Here is a 24,742-nt window from a genome sequence, read left to right on the forward strand (position 1 = left end):
GGCCGGACCGGTTACGGCGGGAGGGCAGCGGGTAGTGGTCAGTCATGCGCGACGACGAGTACCCGACCCCCGTGTCCGACCCCGAGGCCGACGGCCTGCCCGACACCGCCGACGACGACTCGACGGCCGGGGACGACGTGCTGACCGGCCGGGAAGCGGACGGCCCGGCACCGGCTCAGCTGCCCGGTGACCGGACGCCGGTGGCGGTCGACGAGTTCGGCACCACCGCCGAGGAGCAGCTCGACGGCGAGTCGTTGGACTACAAGCTGAGCCGGGAAAAGTTCGAGCTGCCGGTCGACGATCCGCTGGCCGGGCCGGTCGATCCGGACATCGCGGCCGAGGCGGACAGCCGGGAGCAGGCGGCGCAGGCACAGCTCGACGCCGACGTGATCGATCCCGGCCCCACCTCCGACCCGAAGTCCCCGGTCTCCCTCTACGACCACGACCGGCTGGGCACCACCGCGGACGCCACCGTGGGCCGGCTGGTCGAACCGGACGAGGGGGCGCACACCGACCAGGAGACCGATTCGGTCGCGTACGACGCGGGCGCCGCCGGCGGCGGAGCCAGCGCCGAGGAACTGGCCGTGCACGAGACCCGGCCACCACACTCGGTCTGATCGGCCAGCCGCCGGCGCTCAGTCGTCCAGGCCGCGTTCGATCGCGTACCTGGTCAGCTCGACCCGGTTGTGCAGCTGAAGTTTGCCGAGCGTGTTCTGCACGTGGTTCTGCACCGTACGGTGCGACAGCCCGAGCCGCTCGGCGATCTGCCGGTACGACATCCCCTTGGCCACCAGACGCAGCACCTCGGTCTCCCGGTCGGTGAGCCGGGGTGCCACGTCCCTGGTGCCGGCCGGCGCGTGGTCGCCGCCGGCGGCCAGCCGGCGGTACTCGCCGAGGACCAGCCCGGCCAGGCCGGGCGTGAAGACGGGCTCGCCCGCCGCGGTGCGCCGCACCGCCTCCAGAAACTCCGCCAGCCCGGCGGATTTCAGCAGGTAGCCGGTGGCACCGGCCGTCACGGCGTCCAGCACGCCCTGCTGCTCGCCGCTGGCCGAGAGCATGAGCACCCGCACCCCCGGGTGCGCCGCCCGCAGTCCGTGGATCACCTCCACGCCGGAGATGTCCGGCAGTTGCAGATCGAGCACCACCACGTCCGGACGGGCCGCGGCGACCACCCGGATCGCCTGACGGCCCTCGCCGCAGCTGGCCACCACCTCGTGACCCGCCTCGACCAGGTCACGCGCCACCCCTTCCCGCCACATCGGGTGGTCGTCGACGACCATCACGCGAACCCCGTTCACGGCTGCCTCCTCGGCACGGTGAGTTCCACCTCGGTGCCGGTACCGGGCGTCGAGCTGATCCGGGCGGTACCACCCAGGTCGGTCAACCGTCCCCGGATGGCCTGGGCGACACCCAGCCGCCCCTGGGCCGCCGCCTCGGCGAGGCGGTCCGGCGGGAAACCCGGCCCCTCGTCCCGGATCGACACGGTGACCGCCGACTCCTCGTCCTCGACCAGCACCCAGGCCCGTCCGCCGCCGTGCCGGGCCACGTTGTCCAGCGCCGCGGCGACGGCCGCCGCCAGTTCGCGGGCCTCCGCCGGAGGCAGCGGCACCGGGCCTGCCGGCGCGGACAGCGAGACGGTGGCCGAGGTGAGCCGGCCGAGCAGGATGCGCAGGTCCATCGGCGCGTCGGCGGCACCGGCCGGGACCGCTCCGGCACCGGAGATCAGCGACCGCAGCGCCACCTCCTGCTCGCCGGCCAGCCGGGCCAGCTCGCCCGCCTCCCCGTCGAGGTGGGCACCACGCCGCTGAACCAGGGCGAGCACCTGGAGCACCGAGTCGTGGATGTCACGGGCCAGCCGTTCCCGCTCCCGGGTGGCGGCCTCCAACTCGACCGCCCGGTGCAGCCGTTCCCCGGCGGTCACCGTCAGCCGGGCGACGTGCCCGACCACCACGCCGGCCAGCAGCATCAGGATCGCGCCGTTGAACGCACTCGGGGTGACCATGCCCCGGGTGATCAGGTCGGTCGCGCCGAGCACCAGTGCCGCGACCGCGCCGCGCCGCCGCCCGCCGGCGACGGCCCAGGCCAGCACCGGCCCGCTCAACCAGGCCACCGGGAGGGTTGGCAGTCCCGCGTCGAGCGCGGGCCGGCCCATCACCCACGGGGTGGCCAGCAGGATCGCCACGACCACGCCCAGATCGGTCAGGAGCAGTGGCCAGCCGCGCCGGGCCGGGACCGCGTACCCGATGGCGGTCGCGGCGGTCCAGACCGCCATGACCAGCACCAACGCTCCGGCGGCGAGGGGATGGGCGTAGCGGTCCACGTCGCGGATCAACACCACGCAGACGTACGCCAGGGAGGCCACCCGGAAGACCGCGACGGCCCGCCAGAGCGGCACCGCGAAACCTCCGGCAGCAGGCACGTGCGTCACGATGCCACAGGCCGCCCCGGCCCCCTGCGGCCGATGCACCTCGAACAACCCTGACGTACGGTGGTAAAAGCCGCGTAAAACTCTGCGATCTCTGTCGGGACGGGGCCATGACGAACGCAGGATCTCCCCCACCGCGTACGGTGGTGCCCATCGAACACGCCCTCCTGATCGCCGACGCCTTCGACCAGGCCCAGGTGACCGAGCTCCGACACTCGGTCGCCGCCTGCGCGGGCGCCGCCGGGCTGCGCGACGAGCGATTGGACGACTACGTGCTCGCCGTCAACGAGCTGATCACCAACGCGGTACGGCACGGCGGCGGTCGGGGCTGGCTGCGGCTGTGGCAAGAACCCGGCCTGGTGTTGTGCGAGGTCGCCGACCACGGTCCGGGCATCAGCACGCAGGACCTCGGCAACCGCAGCCGACCCGCGCCCGAGACGGCCGGCGGCTGGGGTCTCTGGCTGGCCCGCGAGCTGACCGACGCGATGGACGTCGAGACCGGGTCGGCCGGCACCACGGTACGCATCACCAGCGCGACCGTCCCCGCCGAGCAGCACGTCGGCCGCCACCGCAGCGGCGAGTAGCAGCCGCTCGCACTACCAGCGGTTGCCGGTCAGCTTCTCGTAGACGTCCACGTAACGGGCCCGGGTGGCGTCCACCACGTCGGCCGGCACCTCCGGTGCCGGATCACGCTTGTCCCACCCGCTGCGCGCCGCCCAGTCCCGCACGTACTGCTTGTCGTAGGAGAACTGGGCACGTCCGGGCTGGTAGGACTCGGCCGGCCAGAACCGGGACGAGTCCGGGGTGAGCAGCTCGTCGCCGAGGACCAGGGTGCCGTCCGGTGCCCAGCCAAGCTCGATCTTGGTGTCGGCGACCAGGATGCCACGGTCGGCCGCCAGCTCGGCGCCCCGGCAGTACACGTCGATGGTCACCTGCCGCAGTCGGTCGGCGGTCGGGACGCCGACCTTGTCGGCCACCTCGGCGAAGGTCATCGGCTCGTCGTGCTCACCCACCGGCGCCTTGGTGGACGGTGTGAAGATCGGCTCGGGCAGGATCGATGCCTCCACCAGCCCGCGTGGCAGGTCGACACCGGAGACCTTCCCGGTGCTCTCGTACTCCTTCAGACCGCCGCCGGTCAGAAAGCCGCGGGCGACGCACTCGACCGGGACCATCTCCAGCCGGCGGCACCGGATCGCCCGGCCGGCGAACTCCGGCGGCACGTCGGTGGCGGAGATCACGTGGTTGGGCACCAGATCGGCCAGTTGCTCGAACCACCACAGCGACAACGCGGTGAGCAGCTTGCCCTTGTCCGGAATCGGGGTCGGCAGGACCACGTCGTAGACGGAGATGCGGTCGGAGGCCACCAGGATCAGGTCATCGCCCTCGGCGTAGACGTCCCTCACCTTGCCCGAGTGCAGAAGTTCCACGCGGACAAGTAGACCACGCGCCGGGCGTACCGCCGCTGGCGGTCCACGGCGCGACCACCAGCGCGCGAACGGCCTCGGTACGCCGGTCAGCGCCGGCGGCGGGTCATCCGGATCACCAGTAGCACGATCACGGCCACCACCGCCAGGCAGCAGAGCAGGCTCAGGAAGCCGAAGACGCCGAAACCGCGCCCGCGCCGTCGAGCCGCCTCCACCACCAGTTCGCCGGTGCCCGTCGACGCCCACGCCGCGACCGGAACGAAGACCGTCAGCACGACCGTGCCGAGGAGCGTGCCGAGCCGCCCCCACCACTTACCGAAGGAAGACATGCGCTCATCCTTGCCGAGACGTGCAACCCCGGACGTCCGAACGACGCGCGTGTCGACATCGGGGGACAGCGCCGGACAACAACGACAGCGACCCCCGGACGGGTCCGGGGGTCGCTGTCGTTGCAGTAGCGGGGACAGGATTTGAACCTGCGACCTCTGGGTTATGAGCCCAGCGAGCTACCGAGCTGCTCCACCCCGCGTCGGTAGAACTAGCCTACCCCATCGGTGATCGCCCTCATCGCCGGCCCCTCCCGTAACGCCCCGGCCGATTGTCGCCAGGCATCCGCCGGGCCTGCCGGCCGATCCCGTGCCGGCAGGTCGGTGCCGAGCGGACAACCCTGGAAACACGCGGACGGCCCTGGGCACGGCCCGAACGGGCAGAGGATCCACCAGCGGGCAGACGAAAGAGGCCCCGGAAGACTCTCCGGGGCCTCTTTCGTGCAGTAGCGGGGACAGGATTTGAACCTGCGACCTCTGGGTTATGAGCCCAGCGAGCTACCGAGCTGCTCCACCCCGCGTCGGTAGATCCACCGTAGCGCACCATCCCCGCTGCCCGCAAAACGACCCCCGGAACGCCCCCTGCGATCTCGCCACCGCGCCGATCTCCGGTCGGCGTTCAGCGGGTCGCCACGTCGACACGATGAAGCCCGCGGCACTGGCGAGAAACGCCGGGGCCGCGGGCTGCACCAGGTCAGTCGGTCAGCCGGTGGGTGACGGGCTACCGGAGGGTGCCGGTGGGCTCGGCGTGCCGTTTACGCCCGCCGCCTGCTGAGCCTGCTGGAACGCGGTGAGTGCCTCGTCCAGCGCCGCCAGCGCGCGACCGTACCGCTCGAAGTCGCCGGACGCCTGCGCGGCCCGCACCTCGGTGATCGCGGCCCGTACCCGCTCGGCGGCGGCACCGAGTTCGCCGGCGAGCGGCGGAGCGTCGCCCGGCGACGGCGTGGCCGACGGCGTCGGCGTCGGCTCCTCGCCCTCGGGCGGTGGCTCCTCACCCCCGGTCGGCGGCGGGTTACCGGCCGCCGCCTGCTTGCCCTGCTCGACGAGCTGCTTGATGCCGTCGGCGACGTTGTCGGCCAGGACGACGTAGGAACCCCCGTCGCCGTACGACATCAGCACCTTCTGCAGCAGCGGATACGCGTCCTGTTGGTTGCTCTTGACGTAGACCGGCTCGACGTAGAGCATCCCGTTGCCGAAGGGCAGCGACAGCAGGTTGCCGTACTGCACCTGGGCCTGGTTCGAGGAGAGCAGGTTCAGTTGCTGCCGGATGGTGGCGTTGGTGTTCGTCATCCGCTGGTGCACCTGCACCGGCCCGGAGATCGCCGTCTGGTCCGGCAGCTCCAGCACCTGCAACGTGGGCCGGCCATCCTGGTACGACCCGGAGATCAGCGCGGCCAGGTTCTGCCGACCGTTGGGGGTGACCGCGCTGGTCAGCTGAAAGCGCGGCGCCTCCTGGCCGGGAAACTGCGTGAAGAGGTAGTACGGCGGCTGCTTCTGCCCGCTGTCCGGCGCGTCCGGCACGTTCGGCACCTGCCAGAAGTCCTGGCCGGAGTAGAAGTCGCCGGGGTTGGTGACGTGGAACCGGGTCAGCAGGTTGCGCTGCACCTTGAACAGGTCGGCCGGGTACCGGAAGTGGGCGGCCAGCGTCGGTGGGATCTCGGCGCGCGGTTTGACGAGGTCACCGCCGAACGCCTTGTTCCACGCCTTGAGCACCGGGTCGTTCTCGTCGAACTCGTAGAGCACGACGGTGCCGTCGTACGCGTCGACGGTCGCCTTCACCGAGTTACGGATGTAGTTGACGTTCTCCCGGGCCAGCTGGATGGTGCCCCGGCCGGTCAGCTCGTCGGTGGTCTCCTGCTGGAGGTTGACCCGCTCGGCGTACGGGTAGGTCGCGGCGGTGGTGTAACCGTCGACGATCCACTGCACCCGGCCGTCGACCAGGGCCGGGTAGGGGTCACCGTCCAGGGTGAGGAACGGGGCGACCTTCTCCACCCGGTCCCGGGGGTTACGCACGTAGAGCAGCTTGGAGTTGTCGTTGACCGCCTCGGAGAGCAGGAAGTTCGCCTCCTGCTCCTTGATCGAGTAGAGCAGGCGACGGGTGAACGAGCCGATCTCGACGCCACCGGAACCGGTGTACGTGTAGTACGACTCCGGCCCCTCACCGTCGCCGCTCTCGCCGGCCGGGCGGTCGAACTCGGCGGGGTTGGCGTCCGCGCTCGGCTTGCCGACGATGGCGTAGTCACCAGTGGCCATCCGCTCGCCGTAGTAGATCCGGGGCTGGTTCGCCGGGATCAGGTCGGTCGGCGACGCACAGGACTCCTGCGACCGCTCGCCGAGCGAACCGGAGACGAAGAACGGCTGGCCACCGCAGACCACCCGGTTCGCGGGTGCGGCCACCACCCCGTAGCCGTGGGTGTAGACGGTGTGCCGGTTGATCCAGTTGCTCTGCTGAGCGGTCAGCTCGCCGTAATTGATCTCACGTACGCCGACCACGTAGTCCTGGGTGTCGCCGTTGAGCGTGTACCGGTCGATGTCGAGCTTGGGACCGAAGTCGTAGAAGCCACGGACCTGCTGGAGCTGGGTGTAGGTCTCGCTGACCAGCTGCGGGTCCAGCAGCCGGACATTCGGCACCACCGACGTGTCGGTGGCCAGGCTCTCCGGCGGGTTCAGGTTGTTCGCCGAGTACGCCGAACTCTGGGTGATGTCCAGCCCGAACGACGCGCGGGTGGCGTCGATGCTGCGCTGGATGTACGGCGCTTCCTTGTCCCGGGCGCTGGGCTTGACCTCGAAGGTCTGCACCGCCCACGGGTAGATGCCGCCGATCGCCACCGCGGAGACGCCGAGCAGGGCCAACGAGATGCCCGGCCAGACCAGGTTCCGCATCCAGGCGTTGGAGAAGACGATGATTGCGATCGCCACCACCACGGAGATGTAGGCGAGGATCTCCTTCGCCGGCAGCAGCGCGTTGATGTCGGCGTAGCCGGCGCCGTAGACGTTCACGCCGTCGTTGTACTCCAACAGCATCGCCCGCCGGTCCAGCACGTACGCGACGGCCTTGAGCAGGACGAAGACCGCGACCAGCGTGCTCAGATGGGCCCGGGCGGCGTTGCTCATCCGGTCGCCGACGCCCTGCAGGCGCACCCCACCGAACAGGTAGTGCACGGCCAGTGCGCCGATCAGCGCCAGGACCACCGCGGTGAAGCCGAGCCCCAGCAGAAACCGCCAGAAGGGCAGTTGGAAGACGTAGAAGCCGACGTCGACGCCGAACTCGGGGTCGTCCACACCGAAGTTGCCGCCGTGCAGGAAGAGCAGCCACTGGTTCCAGCGGCTCTGTGCCGACAGGCCGGCGAAGAGGCCGACGACGGCGGCGGCCGCCGTGATCCACAGGCCCAGGCGGGGGCCGAGCAGCATCCGGTACCGCTCCAGGGTGGCCTGTTCCGGTGAGTGGGGCCGCATCCGTGGGCGTAGCCGTTGGGCGAGCCAGAGGTTGCCGCCGACGATCGCCGCCATCGCCAGGCCCGCGGCCAGGAAGAGCAGCAGCCGGGTGACCAGCACCCCCCGGAACACCTCGGTGTAGTCGACCTCGGAGAACCAGAGCCAGTCCGTCCAGGCCTGAACTCCCCAGCCGAGCAGGGTGAACAGCAGGAACACCCCGATCAGGACCCCGATCGTGACGCGTCCGCGTCGGCTCATCCTCGGCAGGGGGCTGCTGCTACGCATGACCACTGTTGGCTCCGCACGCTCGTTATGATCGGCTCCGACCAGGCACCCAGAGTACGGGGTGTTCCTGAAAGCGTGAGCGCAAGGTCATGCCGCGCGGCTCAGCAGTACGTCGGCTCGCCCCCGGAACGCAGCGTCTCCAGCGCATCCAACGCCTCGTCGAGCGAGCCCACCTTCACCAACGGCAGGTCCGGCTGCCGGTTACGGACCGCCTCGGCGCAGTTGGCCGCCGGTACCAGGAACGTGGTCGCGCCGGCCTGCTTCGCGCCGACCAGTTTCTGCGGTATCCCACCGATCGGGCCGACCTGCCCGGCGTCGTCGATGGTGCCGGTGCCGGCGATGATCAGACCGCCGGTCAGGTCGTCCGGGGTCAGCTTGTCGATGATGCCCAGGGCGAACATCAGACCCGCGCTCGGGCCTCCGATGTCCTTCAGGTCGAAGGAGAGGGTGAACGGGTGCGGCTGCTGCTGCTCGATCTCGATGCCGATTCGGGGCCGACCGTCCTGCTCCTGGCTGGTGACGGTGTCGGTCCGGGCGGCGCCGTCCCGGGTGTACCCGATCCGCAGCGCCGTGCCCGCCGGCCTGGCCCGGATCAGTTCGGTCAACCGGGAGGCGAACGGCACCGGCTCACCGTCGACCGAGGTGACCACGTCACCGGGGCGAAGCACCCCGACCGACGGCCCGTCGGCGGCGACCGTCTTGACCACGACCTGCACCTCGTACCCGAGCTCCCGCAGCGCGGCGGTCTCCGCGCTGGTCTGCGAGACCTGGAAGTCCTCGGCGTTGCGCTGCTCCACCTCCTCCTGGGTCTCCCCCGGCGGGTAGACCAGCTCACGCGGCACCACGGCCTGTTCGTCGGAGAGCCAGCCCTGGATGGCCGAACGGAGCTTGACGCCAGGCTGCACCCCCACCGTGGTCAGCCGCAGCTGGCCGGCGGAGGTGGAGGTCTCCCGGCCGGTGACCTGGATGACCTCCTTGCCGTCCGCCTGGCCCAGCGTGTCGACGGTCGGACCGGGACCGAGCACCACGTACGGCACGGGCGCGCCGAGCACCCCGATGCTGAGCAGTGCGGTCAGCAGGGCACCGAGCAGGACGGTCAGGCCGCGACGTCTCATGCGGCAGAGCGTACCGATCCCGGTCGCGGCGCCCGGCCGGGACGACTGACGACTTCGCCCTCAGCGCAACCGCGGTGGCGGCGGCCCGGGGCCGAGCGCGCGTACCGTAGACGTCGTGCCTGATATTCCGTTCGGTTTCGCGCTACCGGGTGGGCAGCCGCCCGACCCCAACGACCCTGCGCAGATGCAGCAGTTCATGTCGCAGTTGCAGCACCTGCTCTCCGCGTCGGGCAGCGGGCCGGTCAACTGGGACCTGGCCCGTCAGGTGGCGGCCAGTCAGCTCGCCGCGGCGGGCGACCCGGCGGTCTCTCCCTACGAGCGCCACGCGGTGGAGGAGGCGCTGCGCATCGCCGACCTCTGGCTGGAGCCGGCCTCCGCGCTGCCCTCGGGCATCCGTAACACGGTGTCCTGGAACCGCAACGAGTGGATCTTCAAGACGCTCGACGTCTGGCGCAAGCTGTGCGACCCGGTGGCCAGCCGGATGGTCGGCGCGATGGGCGACCTGGTCCCGCCCGAGGCCCGGGCCCAGCTCGGCCCGATGCAGTCGATGGTCGCCACCCTCGGTGGGGCGCTCTTCGGCGGCCAGCTCGGTCAGGCCCTCGGGTCACTCGCCGCGGAGGTGCTCTCCGCCGGCGACATCGGTCTGCCGCTCGGACCGGCTGGCACGGCCGCGCTCATCCCCGCCAACATCAAGGCGTACGGCGAGGGTCTGGAGTTGCCCGAGGACGAGGTCCGTCTCTACGTGGCCCTGCGGGAGGCGGCGCACCAGCGGCTTTTCGAGCATGTCCCGTGGCTGCGGGGGCACGTCCTCAACGCCGTCGAGACGTACGCCGCCGGCATCCGGGTGAATCGGGAGGCGATCGAGGAGGCGATGGGGCGGGTCGACCCGACCGACCCGGAGTCGATGCAGGCGATCGCCCTGGAGGGAATCTTCACACCGGAGGACAGCCCGACCCAGAAGGCGTCGTTGGCCCGGCTGGAGACCGCCCTCGCCCTGGTGGAGGGTTGGGTCTGCCACGTGGTCGACGGCGCGGCAGCCGGCCGGCTGCCGAACGTCGTGGCGCTGGGCGAGGCGTTCCGCCGCCGCCGGGCGGCCGGCGGGCCGGCCGAGCAGACCTTCGCCGCCCTGGTCGGGTTGGAACTGCGACCCCGCCGGTTGCGCGAGGCCGCGGCGCTCTGGGCAGCGCTCACCGAGCACCGGGGAATCTCCGGCCGGGACGCGCTGTGGGGGCACCCCGACCTGCTTCCCTCCGACGACGACTTCGCCGACCCGGTGGCCTTCGCCATGGCCGACGTGGATCTGATGACCGAGTTGGACAACTTCGACTTCTCCGCCCCGGGTGGCCCGGAGGAGAAGGCCCCGGGTGAGACGGAGCGCCCCGACGACGCCGAAGGTGGCGAGGGCCGCAGCTGACCGGTTCGACCGGCCGGGCGCGGTCACGCCGGGACGATGGTGTCAGCCGCTGCGCCCGGCACCGGACAGCAGCGACCGGGTGCGCTCCCAGCCGCTCAGTGCCGGATCGAGCCGGGCCAGATCCGCCGGACCGCGCAGCCGGTGCCAGGAGGGGGTCACCGCCAGGTCGCCCGGGCGGGGTGCCGCTGCCCGAACGGCCGCCGGCACCGTGGCGTCCAGGTCCAGCGGCGGCAGCCAGGACGGTACTGGTAGCCGGGCCGCCACCCCGAGCAACCCGGGCAGACCGCCCTCGGCCGGGGCGAGGGCGACCGGCCGGCTGGTCAGCGGTCGAAGCAGCTTACCGACGGTGAGTCCGGGCAGGTCCGGCGCGTCTCCGGCGACGACCGCCACCTGCTCGTATCGGTCGGTCGTCGCGGTGCCGCCCGCCGGGCCGGCGCCGGACGACGGGTCCGTGCCGGCGGCACCGTCGGCACCGGCCAGGGCGGCGAACACCGCGTTCGGGCTCGGCTCGGGCACCTCGTACACGGTCGTGCCGGGCCAGGTCACCGCGTCGGCCAGCCAGCGGTCGGCTCGCGTGACCGCTACCGCGGTGTCCACCTCGTTGAGCATGGCGAGCAGATCCACCACGTCCTCGGCGAGCGCGCTGCGCCAATCCACCGGGTCGACACCGGGTGGCACCCAGGCGATCGGCGCGAGCAGCGCCACCACCACACGTCGGGCCATTCACCGACCCTACCGCCGAGGTGTCTCGACACTCAGGGGGTACCGCCGACGGCCGCCACACCCTCCAGGTAGCCGCGCGCCCGTTCGGTCTTCGGGTACCTGCCGACCAGCGCCCAGAACTGTGCGTTGTGACTTGACACGATGAGGTGGACCAGTTCGTGCAGCAGCACGTAATCGATCACCCAGTCCGGCATGTCCTGGAGGCGGTGGGACAACCGGATCGAGCGGTCCGCCGGGGTGCAGGAGCCCCACCGCCCGTTCTGGTTGCTCACCCACCGGACGCTGGCCGGCAGCGCCTGGTTGCCGTACTCGGTGAGATAGAGCTTGATCAACCGGCCGGCGCGGGCCAGCAGTTCGGCGTCGGAGCGGACCAGGCGCCCCTCACGGGCGGCCAGCCGGGCGAGCATCCGATTGACCCACTCGCTCTCCTCGGCCCGGGAGAACTGGTCGGGAATGAGGACCACGACCCGCTCCCCGTCGCGGTAGGCGGACACCGTGCGTCGCCGGCGCTGGCTGCGCCGTACCTCGACGACCGGCTTCCGCGGCCCAGCCATCAGTGGACCGCGCAGCCTCGGTTTGCTGTCACGTTGGCAAGCTAATGCGTTGTGACCAGGGGTCCGCAAGAGTCAACCCCCCGACACGCGTCCGGAAAATGGGGATTGGTCGCCAGGAGTCCCGAAAAAATTCTTGCCGAAGCCGGGGGCGGCCGTCACGGTCACCCTTCGTGGTGGCCGGCGAGGTGTCACACCCGGGTCGACCAACACGGTAAGTGATCATTGCCGGCGAGCTCAAATCGGGGCCTGCACCCCGCTTCGGCGGCACCACCAGCGCAATTGCGGGGTACCGGTCGGCGTGTCCCCGGCAAACTGACTGATCTGACCCAATTCGGCGTGCACACTCTCGACGTCGCCTTGCTCACAGTGGCAAAGCGCAGCTGACATGGAACCGCCCACACCTGGGTAGGGTCCGCCAACCGGTGGTCACGTAGGTGGTCACCGGACAGGACCGGCGCCGGGCGCCCTGAGCGACCGCCACCGGAGACCCACCGGGTCGTTATCGACCGGTGGACGACACGAGGAGGGCACACCGTGGCCGACCAGGCCCAGACCTACAACGGTTACTGCGTCAAGTGCAAGGAGAAGCGGGATTTCGAGGGCCGCGTCGAGGTCTCGAAGACCGGCATGAACATGGCCAAGGGCAAGTGTCCGGTATGTGGCACAACAGTGAACCGCATCCTGGGCAAGGCGAAGGTCTGACGAACACGCATCGGGACGGGGGTGGCCTGCGGTCACCCCCGTCCTCGTACGCGGTGACTGTCGGCCCACCGACAGCACTACTCGCGGGTTGTGGATAACTCGCCGAATCCTGTGGACAGCCCAGGATCTGGGTTCGACCACCTGTGGACAACGATCGACGGAAAGCGCGGACGCGGTCACTATTCGTGCCCATGACGCGAGCCGCCGAACATCCGCCGTCGCCCCGTCCCTGTCTGCTACCGGGACTCACCCGTCTCTGGCGCGACCGGTACACCCTTCAGCTCGGCCTCGGCCGAGAGCGGGCGGTCCTGGTCGAGATGGCCGACCCCCGGGCGGTCCGGCTGCTCGACCTGCTCGACGGCACCCGCAGCGAACGGCAGGTGCTGACCGGAACGGACGTCCGGCCGGAACATGCCCGCGCCCTGCTCGACGCCCTGCGCACCGCCGGTCTGGTGGTCCCGGCGCACACCCTCGTGCCCCGCGATCTCACCGGACCACGACGGACCCGGCTCGCCGCCGAGGCCGGCGCGCTGGCGGTGGCGACCCGGCTGCCGGGCAGCCCCGCCCAGGTGCTCCGACGCCGCCTGGCCGCCCGAGTGACGATCACCGGCGGCGGTGCGCTCGGCCCCGCCATCGCGGTCGCCTTGGCCCAGGCGGGCGTCGGTCATGTCCATCCCGACCTGCCCGGAACGGTCCGTCCGCTCGATCTCGTCGGCACCGGTATCGCCGCCACGGAGATCGGTCGTCCGCTCGACGCCGCGACCCGGGCAGCGGTCCAGCGGGCCGCCCCGGGCACCGGCACCGGCCCGCTCCGGCGACCCCGTCCCGACCTGGTCGTGCAACTCGGCTCCGACCGGCCGGCCGCGCTGCTGGCCGCGGGGCACGCCCAGCGGCGACAACCACACCTGCTGGTGGACATCCAGGAGGGCGTTCCGGCGGTCGGCCCACTTGTCCGTCCGCCGGTCGGTCCCTGCCTGCGTTGTCTCGACCTGCACCGGGCCGACCGGGACCCCGGCTGGCCAGCGGTCGCGGCCCAACTCGCCAGCACCCCGCCCGCCGCGGCCTGTGCCGTGAGTCTCCTGCTGACCGCGACCGGTTACGCCGTCGGGGAGGTGCTGAGCCAGCTCGACGGCGGCACCCCCGAGACCCTCGGCGGGTCGGTCGAGGTGGTGGCCCCCGGCACCCTCCGGCGGCGCTACTGGCCGCCGCACCCCCGCTGCCGGTGCGGGGGGTGAGCCAGCGCACCGGTAGCGCGGGTGCGGCGGCACGGCAGCAGCGGGCCGGTCAAGTCGGTAACAATGACCAGGTGACCGACATCCCGCGCCGGGCCGTGTCCCGTACCGCCAAGCTCGCCGCTCTGCCGCTCGGCTTCGCCGGCCGCACCGTCCTCGGCATGGGAAAGCGCGTCACCGGGCTCGCCTCCGACGTGATCTCCGCCGAGATCCAGCAACGCACGGCCGAGCAGTTGTTCAGCGTTCTCGGCCAGCTCAAGGGCGGAGCGATGAAGTTCGGGCAGGCGCTGTCGGTGTTCGAGGCCGCCCTTCCGGAGGAGATCGCCGCGCCCTACCGGCAGGCGCTGACCAAACTTCAGGAGGCCGCGCCGCCGCTGCCTGCCGCCAGCGTGCACAAGGTGCTGGCCGAGCAGTTGGGGCCGGCATGGCGGGACCGGTTCGTGAGCTTCGACGATTCCCCGGCCGCCGCGGCGAGCATCGGGCAGGTGCACCGGGCAGTGTGGCGACTGCCGGACGGCACCGGCCGGAACGTCGCCGTGAAGATCCAATACCCCGGCGCCGGCGATGCCCTCCTCGCCGACCTCAAGCAGCTCTCCCGGCTGGGGGGTATGTTCCGGGCCATCCAGCCCGGGCTGGACATCAAACCCCTGCTGGCCGAGCTGCGGGAGAGGATCACCGAGGAGCTGGACTACGAGTTGGAGGCGGAGTCACAGCGAGCCTTCGCCGCCGGGTACGCCGACGATCCGGAGATCTACGTGCCGGAGGTCTTCCACGCCTCGCCTCGGGTCCTGGTCACCGAGTGGATAACGGGCACCCCGTTGGCCGACATCATCCGCTCCGGCACCGAGGAGCAGCGCGACGAAGCGGGTCGGCTGATGGCGACGCTCCACCTCTCCGCGCCGGCGCGGGCCGGGTTGCTGCACGCCGACCCGCATCCGGGAAACTTCCGGCTGCTGCCCGACGGCCGGCTCGGCGTGATCGACTTCGGGGCGGTGGCCCGGATGCCGGAAGGTACGCCGGAACCGATCGGCCGCATCGCCGGGCTGGCCCTGCGCGGCGACGCCGGCGAGGTGGAGGCCGGGCTGCGGGCCGAGGGCTTCGTCAGTGGCACGGAGCCGATCGACGCGCACGCGCTGCTGGAGTTCCTCCGTCCGATGCTGGCGCCGATCGCCGCCGACGAGTTCCGGTTCACCCGGGCCTGGCTGCGTGCCGAGGCCACCCGGCTGGCCAGCCCGCGCTCCCCGGCGTACCAATTCAGTCGACAGCTAAACCTGCCGCCGTCCTACCTGCTCATCCACCGGGTGACGCTCGGGTCCATCGGGGTGCTGTGTCAGCTGGAGGCCAAGGCGCCCTACCGGGGCATCCTGGAGCGTTGGTTGCCGGGATTCGCTCCGGTCGGCTGACCCGGACGTGACGACGGCGGGCGGGGACCACATCGGTCCCCGCCCGCCGTATGCGTGTTCGTCCTACAGAACGCCCAGCTCGCGGGCCGACCGGGCACGGCCGGTCATGGCGATGGTACGGGCGGATCGGGTTGCCTCAGTGCTCGTGGTGGTGCGACCGGCCTGAGGCCGGGGCATTCGAGCCCTCGACAACGCTTCGGGGAGTAGGTACATCTCGGCTCCGTTCGGGAGGTGCAGCATGGTGGTCAGCTTTCTGTCGGCCGGTGCGACACCGGCGGGGTTGGTCCGAATCGGGAACATGTCAGGCAGCCAGCCGGACAGCGCTGCGCGACGCGGCGAGGCCACTGGCCGCCAGTCGCGCCTCGGCCTCGACCCGCAGCTCGGCGTCACGGGCGAGGTCCTCCTTGCGCGGGCGGCCGCGGGGCCGCTTACGCGGAACGACCGCGCCACGCTCGAAGATCTCGCCGCCCCAGACGCCCCACGGCTCGGCCCGCTCGACCGCACCGGCCAGGCACTCGACGCGCAGCGGGCAGTCCCCGCAGAGCGACTTGGCCAGTTCCAGCTCGGTGGGCGAGTCGGAGAACCACAGGTCGGGGTCGAACTTCCGGCAGGGCAGGTTCGCCTCCACCTCGACGCTCAGGTCGAGCGGGGCAAGCGCCAGACTCATCGCCCGGTCACCTCTCTCTCACTGCGATCTCGTGGATCGCTGTCTTCCGACGTACTTCGGCGGTGCAAAAAAACTGAGGCCGCGGATCCCGGTGTGCGGGTTCCGCGGCCTCGAGGTGAGCCGGTGGTCTGTGGTCAGACCGGTCTACCTCGAGGTGGAACACCGCGGACGTCCATCCGCTTGTTGACGCCATCGACGCCCTTGCCCGTGAAGCCACTGCTCCCCTGGAGCCCGTGCGTGACCGGTGCGAGGATCAGCTCGGCCTGAATCTCGGCCCGGTGCACCTGCGGAGCCCACGGTCGCGCAGCGACGGTGGTGGCCCGGACGTCCGCCACCGGAGCGGCGGTCGTCGGGGCAGCCGACAGCGGAGCGACGGCAACGGGCAGCGCCGTCGGACGCTGGTAGATGTAGCTCTCCATCGGTGCCACCTCCTTGACGTTCACTCGTGGTCGACCCGGACACATCCCCCGTGAGCAGCCCGAACAGGGCCCCCTTCCGAGGTGTGCCCTGAGGCTATGCCTGCCGGTGGGGCGAGGGCAAACGAATTAACGGCCAGATTCAGAAAGTTTTCTGCGGGCAGATTTCGTCGACCGCCGCGCCCCCCACCAACGCCAGCACCGCCTCCCCGTACAGGCCCACCTTGCGCGGTCCGATCCCGGCGATCGCGACCAGTTCCTCGGCCCGCCCCGGCCGCCGCTCGGCCAGGGCCACGAGCGTCGCGTCGGTGAAGACCACGTACGCGGGCACCTTCTGCGTGCCGGCCACCCGGGACCGCCACTCACGCAGCCGTTCGTGCAGTTCGTCGTCGATGTCGGAGGGACAGGTGGCGCATCGGCCCAACTTGCGGTCCGGTCCGGCGAGCAGGGTGGTGCCACAGATCCGGCAGGACACGATCCGGGTGGCGGCCCGCCGCTGCGGGGTCCGCACCGCCTGTCCACCGGCGACCCGCTCGGTCGGCGAGGTGGGCGACAGTTGGGGCAGGAAACGGCATGGTCGCCGGGGCCGGCCCCCCGGCGAGCGCGCCGCGGCGTACGACAGCCAGAGCCAGTGCCGGGCCCGGGTGATACCGACGTAGAGCAGTCGGCGTTCCTCCTCGACCTGCTCGGTGGTGCGCGCGTACGTGGTGGGCAGGGTGCCCTCGGCCAGGCCGACCAGGAAGACGGCGTCCCACTCCAGCCCCTTGGCGGCGTGCAGGGAGGCCAGCGTCACCCCGTCCACGGTCGGCACGTGCTGCTGGGCCGCCCGCCGGGCCAGTTCCTCGGTGAAGTCGGTGAGGGTGACCGGACGCTCCACCCGGGCGGCCACTCCGAGCGGCAGGATCTCCGGCGTGGCCGCGTACTCCTCGGCGAGTTGCACCAGCGCGGCCAGCGCCTCCCACCGCTCGCGGGCGGCGCCGCCCGGCGGCGGGGCGTCGGGTGCCCAGCCGACGCCGGCCAGTGCCTCGACCACCGCCGCCCGCAGCGGGGTCTCCCCCGGCAGCGACCGGGTCGCCGCGCGCAGCGCGACCATCGCCTGGCGCACCTCGGCGCGTTCGAAGAACCGCTCCGCCCCCTGGACCTGGTACGGCACGCCAGCCTCGGCCAGCGCCTTCTCGTACGCCTCGGACTGCGCGTTCGTGCGGAACAGCACGGCGACCTCGCGGGCCGGGGTGCCGGCGTCGATCAACGCCCGGCAACGGGCGGCGACCGCGGCGGCCTCGGCCGGCTCGTCGGTGAAGATCCGCCGCTCCGGCTCCGGACCGGCCGGGCGCTGCCCGACCAGTTCCAGGCGCAGCCGGGCCTCGGTGCCTCGCGCCTGCGAGATGACCGCGTTGGCGAGCCCGACCACCTGCGGCGTCGACCGGTAGTCGCGGACCAGCCGGACCACGGTGGCGGTGCGGTGCCGACGCGGGAAGTCGACCAGGTACGCCGAGGTCGCCCCGGTGAACGAGTAGATGGTCTGGGAGGCGTCGCCGACCACGGTCAGGTCGTCCCGTCCGCCGAGCCAGGCGTCCAGCAGCCGCTGCTGCAGCGGGTTGACGTCCTGGTACTCGTCGACGACCAGGTGCCGGTACTGGTTGCGGACCTGCTCGGCGACGTCCGGATGCTCCTCGATCCCCCAGACCGCGGCGCGCAGCACATCCTCGAAGTCGATCACTCCGCCGGTCCGCTTGAGCCGCTCGTACGCGGCGAACACCTCCGCCACCTTCGCCGGTTCGTACGACGTCTCCCGCAGCGCCTTGGCGGCGGCCACCACGTAATCGCCCGGCTCGACGAGGGAGGACTTGGCCCACTCGATCTCACCGGCGAGATCACGGGCGGCCGTCCGGTCGGCCCGTAGCCCGGCTCGCGCCGCGGCGAGGGTGACCAACCGGACCTTGCTGTCCAGCAACTCGGGCATGGCCCGGCCGTCGAGCAGCCGGGGCGCGAAGTAGCGCACCTGGCGCAGCGCCGCCGCGTGGAAGGTACGTGCCTGCACGCCGGCCACGCCGGCCACGGCGAGCCGCTGGCGCAGTTCCGCGGCGGCCCGGGCGGTGAAGGTGACCGCGAGCACATGTCGGGCCGAGATCTCACCGGTCAGTGCCCGGTACGCGATCCGGGACGTGACTGCCCGGGTCTTGCCGGTACCGGCGCCGGCGAGCACACAGACCGGGCCGGCCGGGGCGGTCACCGCCGCGCGTTGCTCCGGATCGAGCCCGGCGAGCACGCGAACGGATGCGGAGTTAACCACCACAGCGGGGAATTGTCGCAGCTTCCCCGAACGTTGCAGCGGATAGCCTGTGCTTGATCGGCAAGCCACCGGGCGCGACGTTGGAGGATCTGACCATGCTGACGATGTATTCCACTCCCTGGTGCGGCTACTGCCACCGGCTGAAGTCGCAGCTCGACCGGGAGGGGATCGCCTACCAGGTGGTCGACATCGAGCAGGACCCGGCGGCCGCGACATTCGTGATGCAGGTCAACGGTGGCAACCAGACGGTGCCCACGCTCCGTTTCGCCGACGGCAGCGCGCTGACCAACCCGTCGATCAACCAGGTCAAGCAGCACCTGGCGAGCATCGCCGCCTGACCACGCCCGCGCGCCGAGCGCGCGTCTTCCGCGCCGATCATGAAGTTGTTGTCCCGGCAGGCGACTACCCGCGACAACAACTTCATGATCGACCGTGTCCGTGTCCACCGCGTCCCGACCCGTCGGCGGCGGGTCGGGGGTCAGCGGTCGGGGATTCGGGCGAGGGTACTGGCATCGACCGCCGCGCCCTCGGTTGCTCGGCGTTGGGCGGGGATCAGGGGCCGTCCCTGGGGTCCGGGCGGAGGGCTGAGGTGGCGACCGCGCCAGAGGTAGTTGCCGGCGAGCAGGGTCGCCAGCCCGACCGACGCGAAGACCAGCCGGTAGTCGAGCAGGGCGACGACCAGCGCACCCATGCCGATCGAGAACGCCTGCGGGAACCTGACCGCCGCCTCGGCGGCGGCGGCCACCCGCCCGAGCAGTTCCGGCGGGGTCCGCCGTTGGATCAGGGTGTGCAGCCCGACCAGGGCCAGCGGCAGCGACAGACCCGCCAGCAGCACCGCGGCGAGAGCGAGCCACAGATTCGGGTACGCCAGCAGCAGCGCCGCCGGTCCGAACAGCGCCACACCGACGGCCAGGGCACCCAACTCACCGACCCGTCGCAGGACGGTGGCGGAGAGCAGTCCACCTACCAGGCCACCGATGCCCTGCACGGTGAAGAGCACGCCGACGAACGCCGGCTCCCGACCGAGCCCCCGGTCCACGTACGCGAAGATCAGCGACTCGGTGAAACCCATCACCAGCGAGCCGAAACCGTATCCGAGCAGCGCACGCCGCAACGCCGGCTCGCCCACCAGGTGCCGGAGCCCGGCGAGAAGCTCCGAGGCCCAGCGCGTTCGATGCCCGACGCCGTCCGCCGGCAGGACGGCCGGCGTGCCCGACCCGGCCGACGTGCCCGGCGCAGGTGACGGGCCTGGCCCGGGGTGCGGCGCGGGCGACGTGCCCGGCCGGGTGGTCGCCCGGGGCGCGCCGACCACCACGGCGGCGACGAGGAACCCGGCCATTCCGACCACGGCCAACGGCCAACCACCGAGTGCCACGTAGAGGCCGGCGCCGGCGAGCGGGCCGATCAAGCGCAGCCCCTGCCGGGCCGTCTGCAACGCCCCGTTCGCCTCGCCGAGCAGGTCCGGTGGCACCAGTTCCCGTACCAGGCGGCTGAGCACTGCCCCGACGGTCAGGTTCGACAACCCGTACGACGCGGCGACCGCGTAGATGAGCCACAGATCGCCCGTGTCGCGGACCGCGAGCAGCGGGGTGAGCAGCAGCGCCGTCGCGAGGTTCGTGACCACGAAGCAGGGGCGCCGTGGATATCTGTCGACGAACCACCCGACCAGCGGTGCCAGCATGCGTGGCGCGAGGATGACGAAGATCGTGGCACCGGCGAGGCCGTCCGATCCGGTCAGGTCCTTCACCCAGACGGCGAGCGCCAGCAGCAGGATCGACTCCGCGGTCATGCTGGCCAACAGTCCGCCGAAGAGCAGACGGAAGTCCGGGCGACTCAGGACGCTGCGCATTGATCCTCCGTGGCGCGACTCGGGTGTGGCGGGCGGGTTTCGGCGGAGCCGGCGGCGCTGATCGCGCCGACCGGAGTCGCTGTCGGGTCTGCGTATTTCCGATGACACGCCCGCCGCGGTACCTCCGCCGCCGGTCGCGACGTCCATACTGACCGTGGGGGGCGAATTTCATACAGTTACCGTCGCGTCCGCGGCGGTCGACGGAAAAGAGGACACTGTGCCTCCTGCCGTACCCAGCCCGATCCTGCGCCGCCGCCGGCTCGGCGGCGAACTGCGCCGCCTGCGCGAGGCCGCCGGGCTCACCGGCGACCAGGTCATCGAACGCATCGGCTGGGCTTCCGCGTCCAAACTGTCCCGGCTGGAGAACGGTCGTAGCCGACCCGATCCGGGTGACGTCCGGGATCTGCTCGACCTTTACCACGTCGACGACACCCTCCGACTGGAGCTGCTCGGCATCACCCACGAGGCCGGCGACATGCGCGGTTGGCTGAAGCGGTACCCGGCGATGACCCAGCAGCAGCGCGGCTTCGCCGAGTTGGAGGCGGGTTGCGCCGAGATCTCCGAGTACAACCCGGTGCTGGTGCCGGGGCTGTTGCAGACCACCGGGTACGCCCGGATGCGAATATCCTCGGCCTGGCAGGTCGACCAGGCCGCCGGTGCGCCGGAAGCCGAGGACGAGATCGAGACCGAGATCAGGGCCCGGTTGGCGCGACAGTCGGCCCTCACCCGGGAGACCGACCCGCCCCGCTACACCGCAGTGCTCGAGGAATCCGCGCTCGGCCGCCGGGCCGGGCCGCCCGAGGTGCTCCGGGAGCAGCTGACGCAGCTCTGTGAGCTGGCCATGCTGCCGAACGTCACGCTGCACGTGCTGCCCCGGGACACCCCGATCGGCCAGTGGTACCTCCCGCCGACCGCGTTCTCGGTCTATCGGTTCGCCGATCCCCTCGATCCGGAGACGCTCGCCATCGAAGGTGGCTTCACCGACGTCATGTCGACCGAGGCAATTACCCTAAATCGCTATAAAGTGGTGTTCGAGTGGCTATGCACGGCGGCACTCTCCGCAACGGACACCCTCTCCTGGCTGATGGATTCGTCGGGACGGCTGTCCGGCGCGGCGATCCCGCCCACCGTGGCGGGTGGTCCGGCAACGGCGCCGACCCAACGCCGCAGACCCTCCGGGCGCCTGACGGAACGGTGACCAGCACCGGCCCGCCGTCGGGACGTGCGCTGCCACTCGGTCCATCGGTTCACCTCAGGAGCGCAACGATGAACGAGTTCCGCAACACGCCGTCCGTCCTCGCCCAACTCGCGGACGCACCCTGGCGCACCAGTACGCGCAGCCAGACCTCCAACTGTGTGGAGGTCGCACCGCTGTCCAACGGTCGCAGCGCGGTGGCGCTACGCGACAGCAAGGACCGTGGTGGCCCGGTGCTGCTGTTCGGCCGGGCGGGATGGCAGGGCTTCATCTCCGGCGCGAGGAACGGGCAGTTCGACAAGCCCTAGCAAGCGGACATCCTCGCGGGGCCGCCGGCTGACCAGCCGGCGGCCCTCGTCGTCCACACTCCACCGACCCTGAGCAGGGATCGGATGATCGGTCGGGTCTGCCGAACGATGGGCGCGTTTCAGTTGCTGGGACGAGCGCCGGGCGTACGATGGCGGCATAGTGACGTGGAACTTCCACGGTTCCACCCGTCGCGACACATCCGGAGACCCACATGCGGTTCCTGATCGTTCGCACCGAGATTCGCACCGCCGCCGACGCCGACATCACCGCCGCCTGGGCGGAAGGTCAACGCCTGCGGGACGAGACCGCCCGGCCCGAGCCACGCCGCCAGGTCGTTCACGCCGACGACCGCGACGCCGCACTGCTGCTGGCCCGCGCGATCGCCACCGTGGGCTCCGTACGCTCCGGTAAGCAGCGGGTCAAGGTGCTGCCGCTGGACGGACCACGCCACCACCAGGCCATCGCGGACTGGCCCGGCACCTGATCCACCGCACGTCCGTCGTGGTCGACCGGCTCCCCCGCCGAGTTCCTCACCCAGCCGACCACGACGGCCCGTGTCCCCGGTCCGTGACCGCCGCGGCAACGACGGTCACGGGCCGGGGCCGCACCGCGTCGGGCTGATCAGCAGCGTCCGTCGAGCCAGCGGTGCATCAGGAACAGCGCGATCGACGAGGGCGGTGGCAGCAGCAGGCGGGTGCCACCCACCTCGACCGCCCCGCCGGCGAGCGCCACCTCGATCTCCTGCCGGGAGAACCAGCGCGCCTCGGCGATCTCGGCCGGATCGAGCCGCAGCGGATGCGCCGGGTCGGCGGTGGCCAGGAAGCCGAGCATCAGCGAGCCGGGGAACGGCCACGCCTGGCTGCCCGCGTACGTGATGTCGTGGACCTCGACGCCGACCTCCTCGCGGACCTCGCGCAGTACCGCGGCCTCGGCCGACTCCCCCGGCTCCAGATAACCCGCCAGGCAGGAGAACCGCCGTCCGCCCTTGGTACTGGGCCAGGTGGCGTTGTTGCCGAGCAGGCACCGGCCCTCGCCGCCACCGACCCCGTCGTGCACGAGCACGATCATCGCCGGGTCGGTACGCGGCCACACCCGCTCGCCGGTACGGTCCACCCGGCTCCAGCCTGCCTCGTCGGCCCGGGTCGGCTCACCGGTCACCGGGTGGTAGAGATGCCGCAGGTGCCAGTTGGTCAACGCCAACGCGGTGGTGAACAGCCCGGCGTCCCGGTCGCTGAGCAGGTGCCCAATGGTCCGCAGCTGGGCCGGCCGGGTCGCCGGCACCGTCGGCAGGGTGCCGTGGACACAGAAGACCGGCGTCCCGTCCGGCTCGACGCCGAGGAACATCGCTCCGGCGGCGAGCGCCGGTGGCAGGCCGTCGGCAGCCACCAGCACCAACTCCGGTACGACCGTGTCGGTGCGGACCAGCGCCCGCCCGCCCGCCTCGACGTCCAGCACCAACACCCGCGCACCGGCCCACGCCTGGGCCAGCCACTGCAGATCGGTACGCCGGTGCGCCGACCGGTCCAGCGTGGACCGGGCCAACGGCGGACTGCCGTCCCCACGCCCGTCCGTCACGGAACAGGGACGGTCTCGACCGGGGCGAGCGTGGCCAGTGCGGCGGCGACCCGTTCGGCGTCGCCGAGCACGACCGTGACCGCTCGTGACGGCGCGAGATAGCGGGCAGCCGCCTCGGTGACGTCATCGACGCCCACCTTCGCCAGCCGGGCCGCGTGTTCGGCCAGGAAGTCCAGCCGCAGCCCGTTGCCGGCGTAGGCGCTGACCAGTGACGCCAGCCCGGCCTGGGTGGAGATGCCGAGCTGGAGCGTACCGAGGGCGTACTGCCGGGCCTGCTCCAGCTCGTCCGGAGCGGGCGGCACGGTGGCGAGCCGACCCATCTCGTAACTCGTCTCCAGCAACGCCGGCGCCGTCACCTCGGTGGCCACCTCGGCGGCGGCCACCAGTACCGAGCCGGCCACCGCGTGCTCGATCAACGAATGCGGGCCGTAGGTGTAGCCCTTGTCCTCGCGGATGTTCTCCACCCAGCGCGAGGAGAAGTAACCGCCGAAGATCAGATTGGCCAGTTGCAGGGCGGCGTGGTCGGGATGGGTACGCGGCACCGCCGGCAACGCCACCCGCATCGACGACTGCACCGATCCGGGCCGGTCGACAAGCAGCAGCGGACCCGGTTCCAGTGGTGGGGCGGGTGGCACGTCGGTTGGGTGTCCGGCACCGTTCCAACCGCCGAGGGCCTTCTCGGCCGCGTCCAACGCCCGCTCCGCACGCAGGTCACCGACCAGCACGAGCACCGCACCCGCTGGATGCACCCGCTGGGCGTGCAGCGATCGCAGCGCCGCCGGACGGACCGCTGCGACCTGCTCCGGTTCCGGTGTCTGCACGGCGTACGGATGCCCGTCGAAGATCCGCCGCAGCAGCGCCGTACGCGCCAGGTGCGCCGGCTGGCTCCGGGCGACCTGGATGCCGTCGACGAGCCGGTCCCGCTCGACACCCACCCACCCGGCCGGGTAGTTGGCCCCGGTGAGGACCTCGGCGAGGATCTCCAGCATCCGGTCCAGCCCGGTGGCCAGGCCGGTGCCGGAGATCATCAGCCGGTCCGGGTCGAGCCCGGCGGAGAGCCCACCGCCGATCTTCTGCAGCTCCGCGGCGATCTGCACGCTGCTCATCGTCTCGGTGCCGGAGAGCAGGGTCTGCGTGAGCAGATGCCCCCGGGCCAGGTGAGCCCGCCCGAAGGGCATCCAGAGCCGCAGCTCCACCAACGGGACCGCCGGGCGGCGTACCACGATGACGGTGAGCCCGTTGCCGAGCGTGCGCTCGGCCTGCCGGGGCAGCTTGAGCCGGCGGGTCGGGCCCAGCGGCGGCAACTGCCGCGACTGCGGGGCTCGCAAACCCGGCTCACTCCTCGCGCTCACCGGCCATCCTCCGTTCGCGACTGCGGGGCTCGCAAACCCGGCTCACTC

23 protein-coding genes, 2 tRNA genes and 2 pseudogenes are annotated in these 24,742 nt (G+C 71.6%); 10 read left to right on the top strand and 17 right to left on the bottom strand.

Features of this window, described 5'->3' with window-relative positions:
- Positions 1-44: 44 nt before the first annotated feature.
- The gene (locus KBX00_RS14580; RefSeq protein ID WP_210827129.1) at positions 45-617 is read left to right on the top strand and encodes a DUF5709 domain-containing protein; all 573 of its coding nucleotides are present in this window, start codon (positions 45-47) and stop codon (positions 615-617) included.
- 18 nt (positions 618-635) lie between these two features.
- Here the strand turns inward: KBX00_RS14580 and KBX00_RS14585 are convergent, their stop codons facing one another.
- Positions 636-1,280: a response regulator transcription factor gene (locus KBX00_RS14585; RefSeq protein ID WP_210827368.1), complete on the bottom strand. Its 645-nt coding sequence runs from the start codon at positions 1,278-1,280 to the stop codon at positions 636-638.
- Positions 1,281-1,294: 14 nt separating this feature from the next.
- Positions 1,295-2,419 carry a MacS family sensor histidine kinase gene (macS, locus tag KBX00_RS14590; RefSeq protein ID WP_210827130.1) on the bottom strand — a complete coding sequence of 375 codons (1,125 nt, stop codon included), beginning with the start codon at positions 2,417-2,419 and terminating at the stop codon, positions 1,295-1,297.
- A 116-nt stretch (positions 2,420-2,535) separates the two neighbouring features.
- Here macS and KBX00_RS14595 point away from each other — a divergent pair, with 116 nt between their 5' ends.
- Positions 2,536-3,009, top strand: coding sequence for an ATP-binding protein (locus tag KBX00_RS14595; protein ID WP_210827140.1), 474 nt, complete (start codon positions 2,536-2,538; stop codon positions 3,007-3,009).
- A gap of 12 nt (positions 3,010-3,021) precedes the next feature.
- Here KBX00_RS14595 and KBX00_RS14600 read toward each other — a convergent pair whose 3' ends face one another.
- The 6 genes from KBX00_RS14600 to KBX00_RS14625 all read right to left on the bottom strand — a co-directional run bounded on the left by KBX00_RS14600 (position 3,022) and on the right by KBX00_RS14625 (position 9,010).
- Positions 3,022-3,852, bottom strand: coding sequence for a phosphoribosylaminoimidazolesuccinocarboxamide synthase (locus KBX00_RS14600; RefSeq protein WP_210827142.1), 831 nt, complete (start codon positions 3,850-3,852; stop codon positions 3,022-3,024).
- Positions 3,853-3,938: 86 nt separating this feature from the next.
- Positions 3,939-4,178 (bottom strand): hypothetical protein, encoded by a 240-nt coding sequence (locus KBX00_RS14605; protein ID WP_210827144.1) that lies wholly within the window; start codon positions 4,176-4,178, stop codon positions 3,939-3,941.
- 126 nt (positions 4,179-4,304) lie between these two features.
- Positions 4,305-4,378: transfer RNA gene (locus KBX00_RS14610), tRNA-Met, on the bottom strand.
- Positions 4,379-4,622: 244 nt separating this feature from the next.
- Positions 4,623-4,696, bottom strand: a tRNA-Met gene (locus KBX00_RS14615).
- 181 nt (positions 4,697-4,877) lie between these two features.
- Positions 4,878-7,895, bottom strand: coding sequence for a UPF0182 family protein (locus tag KBX00_RS14620; RefSeq protein WP_210827146.1), 3,018 nt, complete (start codon positions 7,893-7,895; stop codon positions 4,878-4,880).
- A gap of 101 nt (positions 7,896-7,996) precedes the next feature.
- Entirely contained in the window at positions 7,997-9,010 is a 1,014-nt protein-coding gene (locus KBX00_RS14625) for a PDZ domain-containing protein (RefSeq protein WP_210827148.1), read from the bottom strand.
- Positions 9,011-9,125: 115 nt separating this feature from the next.
- Between KBX00_RS14625 and KBX00_RS14630 the strand changes: the two genes are divergently transcribed.
- The gene (locus KBX00_RS14630) at positions 9,126-10,424 is read left to right on the top strand and encodes a zinc-dependent metalloprotease (RefSeq protein WP_210827150.1); all 1,299 of its coding nucleotides are present in this window, start codon (positions 9,126-9,128) and stop codon (positions 10,422-10,424) included.
- Positions 10,425-10,466: 42 nt separating this feature from the next.
- Here the strand turns inward: KBX00_RS14630 and KBX00_RS29830 are convergent.
- From KBX00_RS29830 to KBX00_RS14640, 3 genes and pseudogenes are all read right to left on the bottom strand, one after another.
- Positions 10,467-10,823, bottom strand: a pseudogene (locus KBX00_RS29830) (hypothetical protein); the annotation flags it as partial.
- Positions 10,824-10,927: 104 nt separating this feature from the next.
- Positions 10,928-11,147 (bottom strand): annotated as a pseudogene (locus tag KBX00_RS29835) (hypothetical protein); the annotation flags it as partial.
- 32 nt (positions 11,148-11,179) lie between these two features.
- On the bottom strand, positions 11,180-11,701 hold the full coding sequence (locus tag KBX00_RS14640; RefSeq protein WP_210827154.1) for a M48 family metallopeptidase: 522 nt from the start codon (positions 11,699-11,701) through the stop codon (positions 11,180-11,182).
- Between the two features lie 534 nt (positions 11,702-12,235).
- On the opposite strand from KBX00_RS14640, the gene KBX00_RS14645 reads away from it, so the two are divergent.
- From KBX00_RS14645 to KBX00_RS14655, 3 genes are all read left to right on the top strand, one after another.
- Entirely contained in the window at positions 12,236-12,403 is a 168-nt protein-coding gene (locus tag KBX00_RS14645) for a DUF5679 domain-containing protein (protein ID WP_012014940.1), read from the top strand.
- Positions 12,404-12,594: 191 nt separating this feature from the next.
- Positions 12,595-13,638 (top strand): hypothetical protein, encoded by a 1,044-nt coding sequence (locus tag KBX00_RS14650; RefSeq protein ID WP_210827156.1) that lies wholly within the window; start codon positions 12,595-12,597, stop codon positions 13,636-13,638.
- A 71-nt stretch (positions 13,639-13,709) separates the two neighbouring features.
- Entirely contained in the window at positions 13,710-15,038 is a 1,329-nt protein-coding gene (locus KBX00_RS14655) for an AarF/ABC1/UbiB kinase family protein (protein ID WP_210827159.1), read from the top strand.
- Positions 15,039-15,339: 301 nt separating this feature from the next.
- Here KBX00_RS14655 and KBX00_RS14660 read toward each other — a convergent pair whose 3' ends face one another.
- The 3 genes from KBX00_RS14660 to KBX00_RS14670 all read right to left on the bottom strand — a co-directional run bounded on the left by KBX00_RS14660 (position 15,340) and on the right by KBX00_RS14670 (position 18,417).
- Entirely contained in the window at positions 15,340-15,705 is a 366-nt protein-coding gene (locus KBX00_RS14660; RefSeq protein ID WP_210827161.1) for a WhiB family transcriptional regulator, read from the bottom strand.
- Positions 15,706-15,839: 134 nt separating this feature from the next.
- The gene (locus tag KBX00_RS14665) at positions 15,840-16,124 is read right to left on the bottom strand and encodes a hypothetical protein (RefSeq protein ID WP_210827163.1); all 285 of its coding nucleotides are present in this window, start codon (positions 16,122-16,124) and stop codon (positions 15,840-15,842) included.
- Between the two features lie 139 nt (positions 16,125-16,263).
- Complete coding sequence (locus KBX00_RS14670; protein WP_210827165.1) at positions 16,264-18,417, bottom strand: ATP-dependent DNA helicase UvrD2; 2,154 nt, start codon at positions 18,415-18,417, stop codon at positions 16,264-16,266.
- A 92-nt stretch (positions 18,418-18,509) separates the two neighbouring features.
- Between KBX00_RS14670 and KBX00_RS14675 the strand changes: the two genes are divergently transcribed.
- Positions 18,510-18,752: a mycoredoxin gene (locus tag KBX00_RS14675; protein ID WP_164447927.1), complete on the top strand. Its 243-nt coding sequence runs from the start codon at positions 18,510-18,512 to the stop codon at positions 18,750-18,752.
- Between the two features lie 140 nt (positions 18,753-18,892).
- Here the strand turns inward: KBX00_RS14675 and KBX00_RS14680 are convergent, their stop codons facing one another.
- Positions 18,893-20,263, bottom strand: a complete 1,371-nt coding sequence (locus KBX00_RS14680) for an MFS transporter (RefSeq protein ID WP_210827167.1) — start codon at positions 20,261-20,263, stop codon at positions 18,893-18,895.
- Positions 20,264-20,480: 217 nt separating this feature from the next.
- Here KBX00_RS14680 and KBX00_RS14685 point away from each other — a divergent pair, with 217 nt between their 5' ends.
- From KBX00_RS14685 to KBX00_RS14695, 3 genes are all read left to right on the top strand, one after another.
- Complete coding sequence (locus KBX00_RS14685) at positions 20,481-21,461, top strand: helix-turn-helix transcriptional regulator (protein ID WP_210827169.1); 981 nt, start codon at positions 20,481-20,483, stop codon at positions 21,459-21,461.
- A 68-nt stretch (positions 21,462-21,529) separates the two neighbouring features.
- Positions 21,530-21,766 (top strand): DUF397 domain-containing protein, encoded by a 237-nt coding sequence (locus KBX00_RS14690; RefSeq protein WP_210827171.1) that lies wholly within the window; start codon positions 21,530-21,532, stop codon positions 21,764-21,766.
- A gap of 212 nt (positions 21,767-21,978) precedes the next feature.
- Positions 21,979-22,251: a hypothetical protein gene (locus KBX00_RS14695; protein WP_210827172.1), complete on the top strand. Its 273-nt coding sequence runs from the start codon at positions 21,979-21,981 to the stop codon at positions 22,249-22,251.
- 137 nt (positions 22,252-22,388) lie between these two features.
- Here KBX00_RS14695 and nudC read toward each other — a convergent pair whose 3' ends face one another.
- Positions 22,389-23,342, bottom strand: coding sequence for an NAD(+) diphosphatase (gene nudC, locus KBX00_RS14700; protein ID WP_210827177.1), 954 nt, complete (start codon positions 23,340-23,342; stop codon positions 22,389-22,391).
- Positions 23,339-24,670 carry a pitrilysin family protein gene (locus KBX00_RS14705; RefSeq protein WP_210827375.1) on the bottom strand — a complete coding sequence of 444 codons (1,332 nt, stop codon included), beginning with the start codon at positions 24,668-24,670 and terminating at the stop codon, positions 23,339-23,341. Before KBX00_RS14705 ends, nudC begins: the two co-directional genes overlap by 4 nt.
- Between the last annotated feature and the right edge of the window lie 72 nt (positions 24,671-24,742).

The sequence above is a fragment of the Micromonospora sp. C95 genome, assembly GCF_018070465.1.
In the GTDB taxonomy this organism is placed as follows: Bacteria; Actinomycetota; Actinomycetes; order Mycobacteriales; family Micromonosporaceae; genus Micromonospora.

Excerpts from the sequence above, each read along its gene's own strand:
- KBX00_RS14580 (WP_210827129.1), top strand. The coding sequence starts at position 45 with ATGCGCGACGACGAGTACCCGACCCCCGTGTCCGACCCCGAGGCCGAC.
- KBX00_RS14585 (WP_210827368.1), bottom strand. The coding sequence starts at position 1,280 with ATGGTCGTCGACGACCACCCGATGTGGCGGGAAGGGGTGGCGCGTGAC.
- KBX00_RS14595 (WP_210827140.1), top strand. The coding sequence starts at position 2,536 with ATGACGAACGCAGGATCTCCCCCACCGCGTACGGTGGTGCCCATCGAA.
- KBX00_RS14605 (WP_210827144.1), bottom strand. The coding sequence starts at position 4,178 with ATGTCTTCCTTCGGTAAGTGGTGGGGGCGGCTCGGCACGCTCCTCGGC.
- KBX00_RS14620 (WP_210827146.1), bottom strand. The coding sequence starts at position 7,895 with ATGCGTAGCAGCAGCCCCCTGCCGAGGATGAGCCGACGCGGACGCGTC.
- KBX00_RS14625 (WP_210827148.1), bottom strand. The coding sequence starts at position 9,010 with ATGAGACGTCGCGGCCTGACCGTCCTGCTCGGTGCCCTGCTGACCGCA.
- KBX00_RS14640 (WP_210827154.1), bottom strand. The coding sequence starts at position 11,701 with ATGGCTGGGCCGCGGAAGCCGGTCGTCGAGGTACGGCGCAGCCAGCGC.
- KBX00_RS14650 (WP_210827156.1), top strand. The coding sequence starts at position 12,595 with ATGACGCGAGCCGCCGAACATCCGCCGTCGCCCCGTCCCTGTCTGCTA.
- KBX00_RS14660 (WP_210827161.1), bottom strand. The coding sequence starts at position 15,705 with ATGAGTCTGGCGCTTGCCCCGCTCGACCTGAGCGTCGAGGTGGAGGCG.
- KBX00_RS14665 (WP_210827163.1), bottom strand. The coding sequence starts at position 16,124 with ATGGAGAGCTACATCTACCAGCGTCCGACGGCGCTGCCCGTTGCCGTC.
- KBX00_RS14675 (WP_164447927.1), top strand. The coding sequence starts at position 18,510 with ATGCTGACGATGTATTCCACTCCCTGGTGCGGCTACTGCCACCGGCTG.
- KBX00_RS14680 (WP_210827167.1), bottom strand. The coding sequence starts at position 20,263 with ATGCGCAGCGTCCTGAGTCGCCCGGACTTCCGTCTGCTCTTCGGCGGA.
- KBX00_RS14690 (WP_210827171.1), top strand. The coding sequence starts at position 21,530 with ATGAACGAGTTCCGCAACACGCCGTCCGTCCTCGCCCAACTCGCGGAC.
- KBX00_RS14695 (WP_210827172.1), top strand. The coding sequence starts at position 21,979 with ATGCGGTTCCTGATCGTTCGCACCGAGATTCGCACCGCCGCCGACGCC.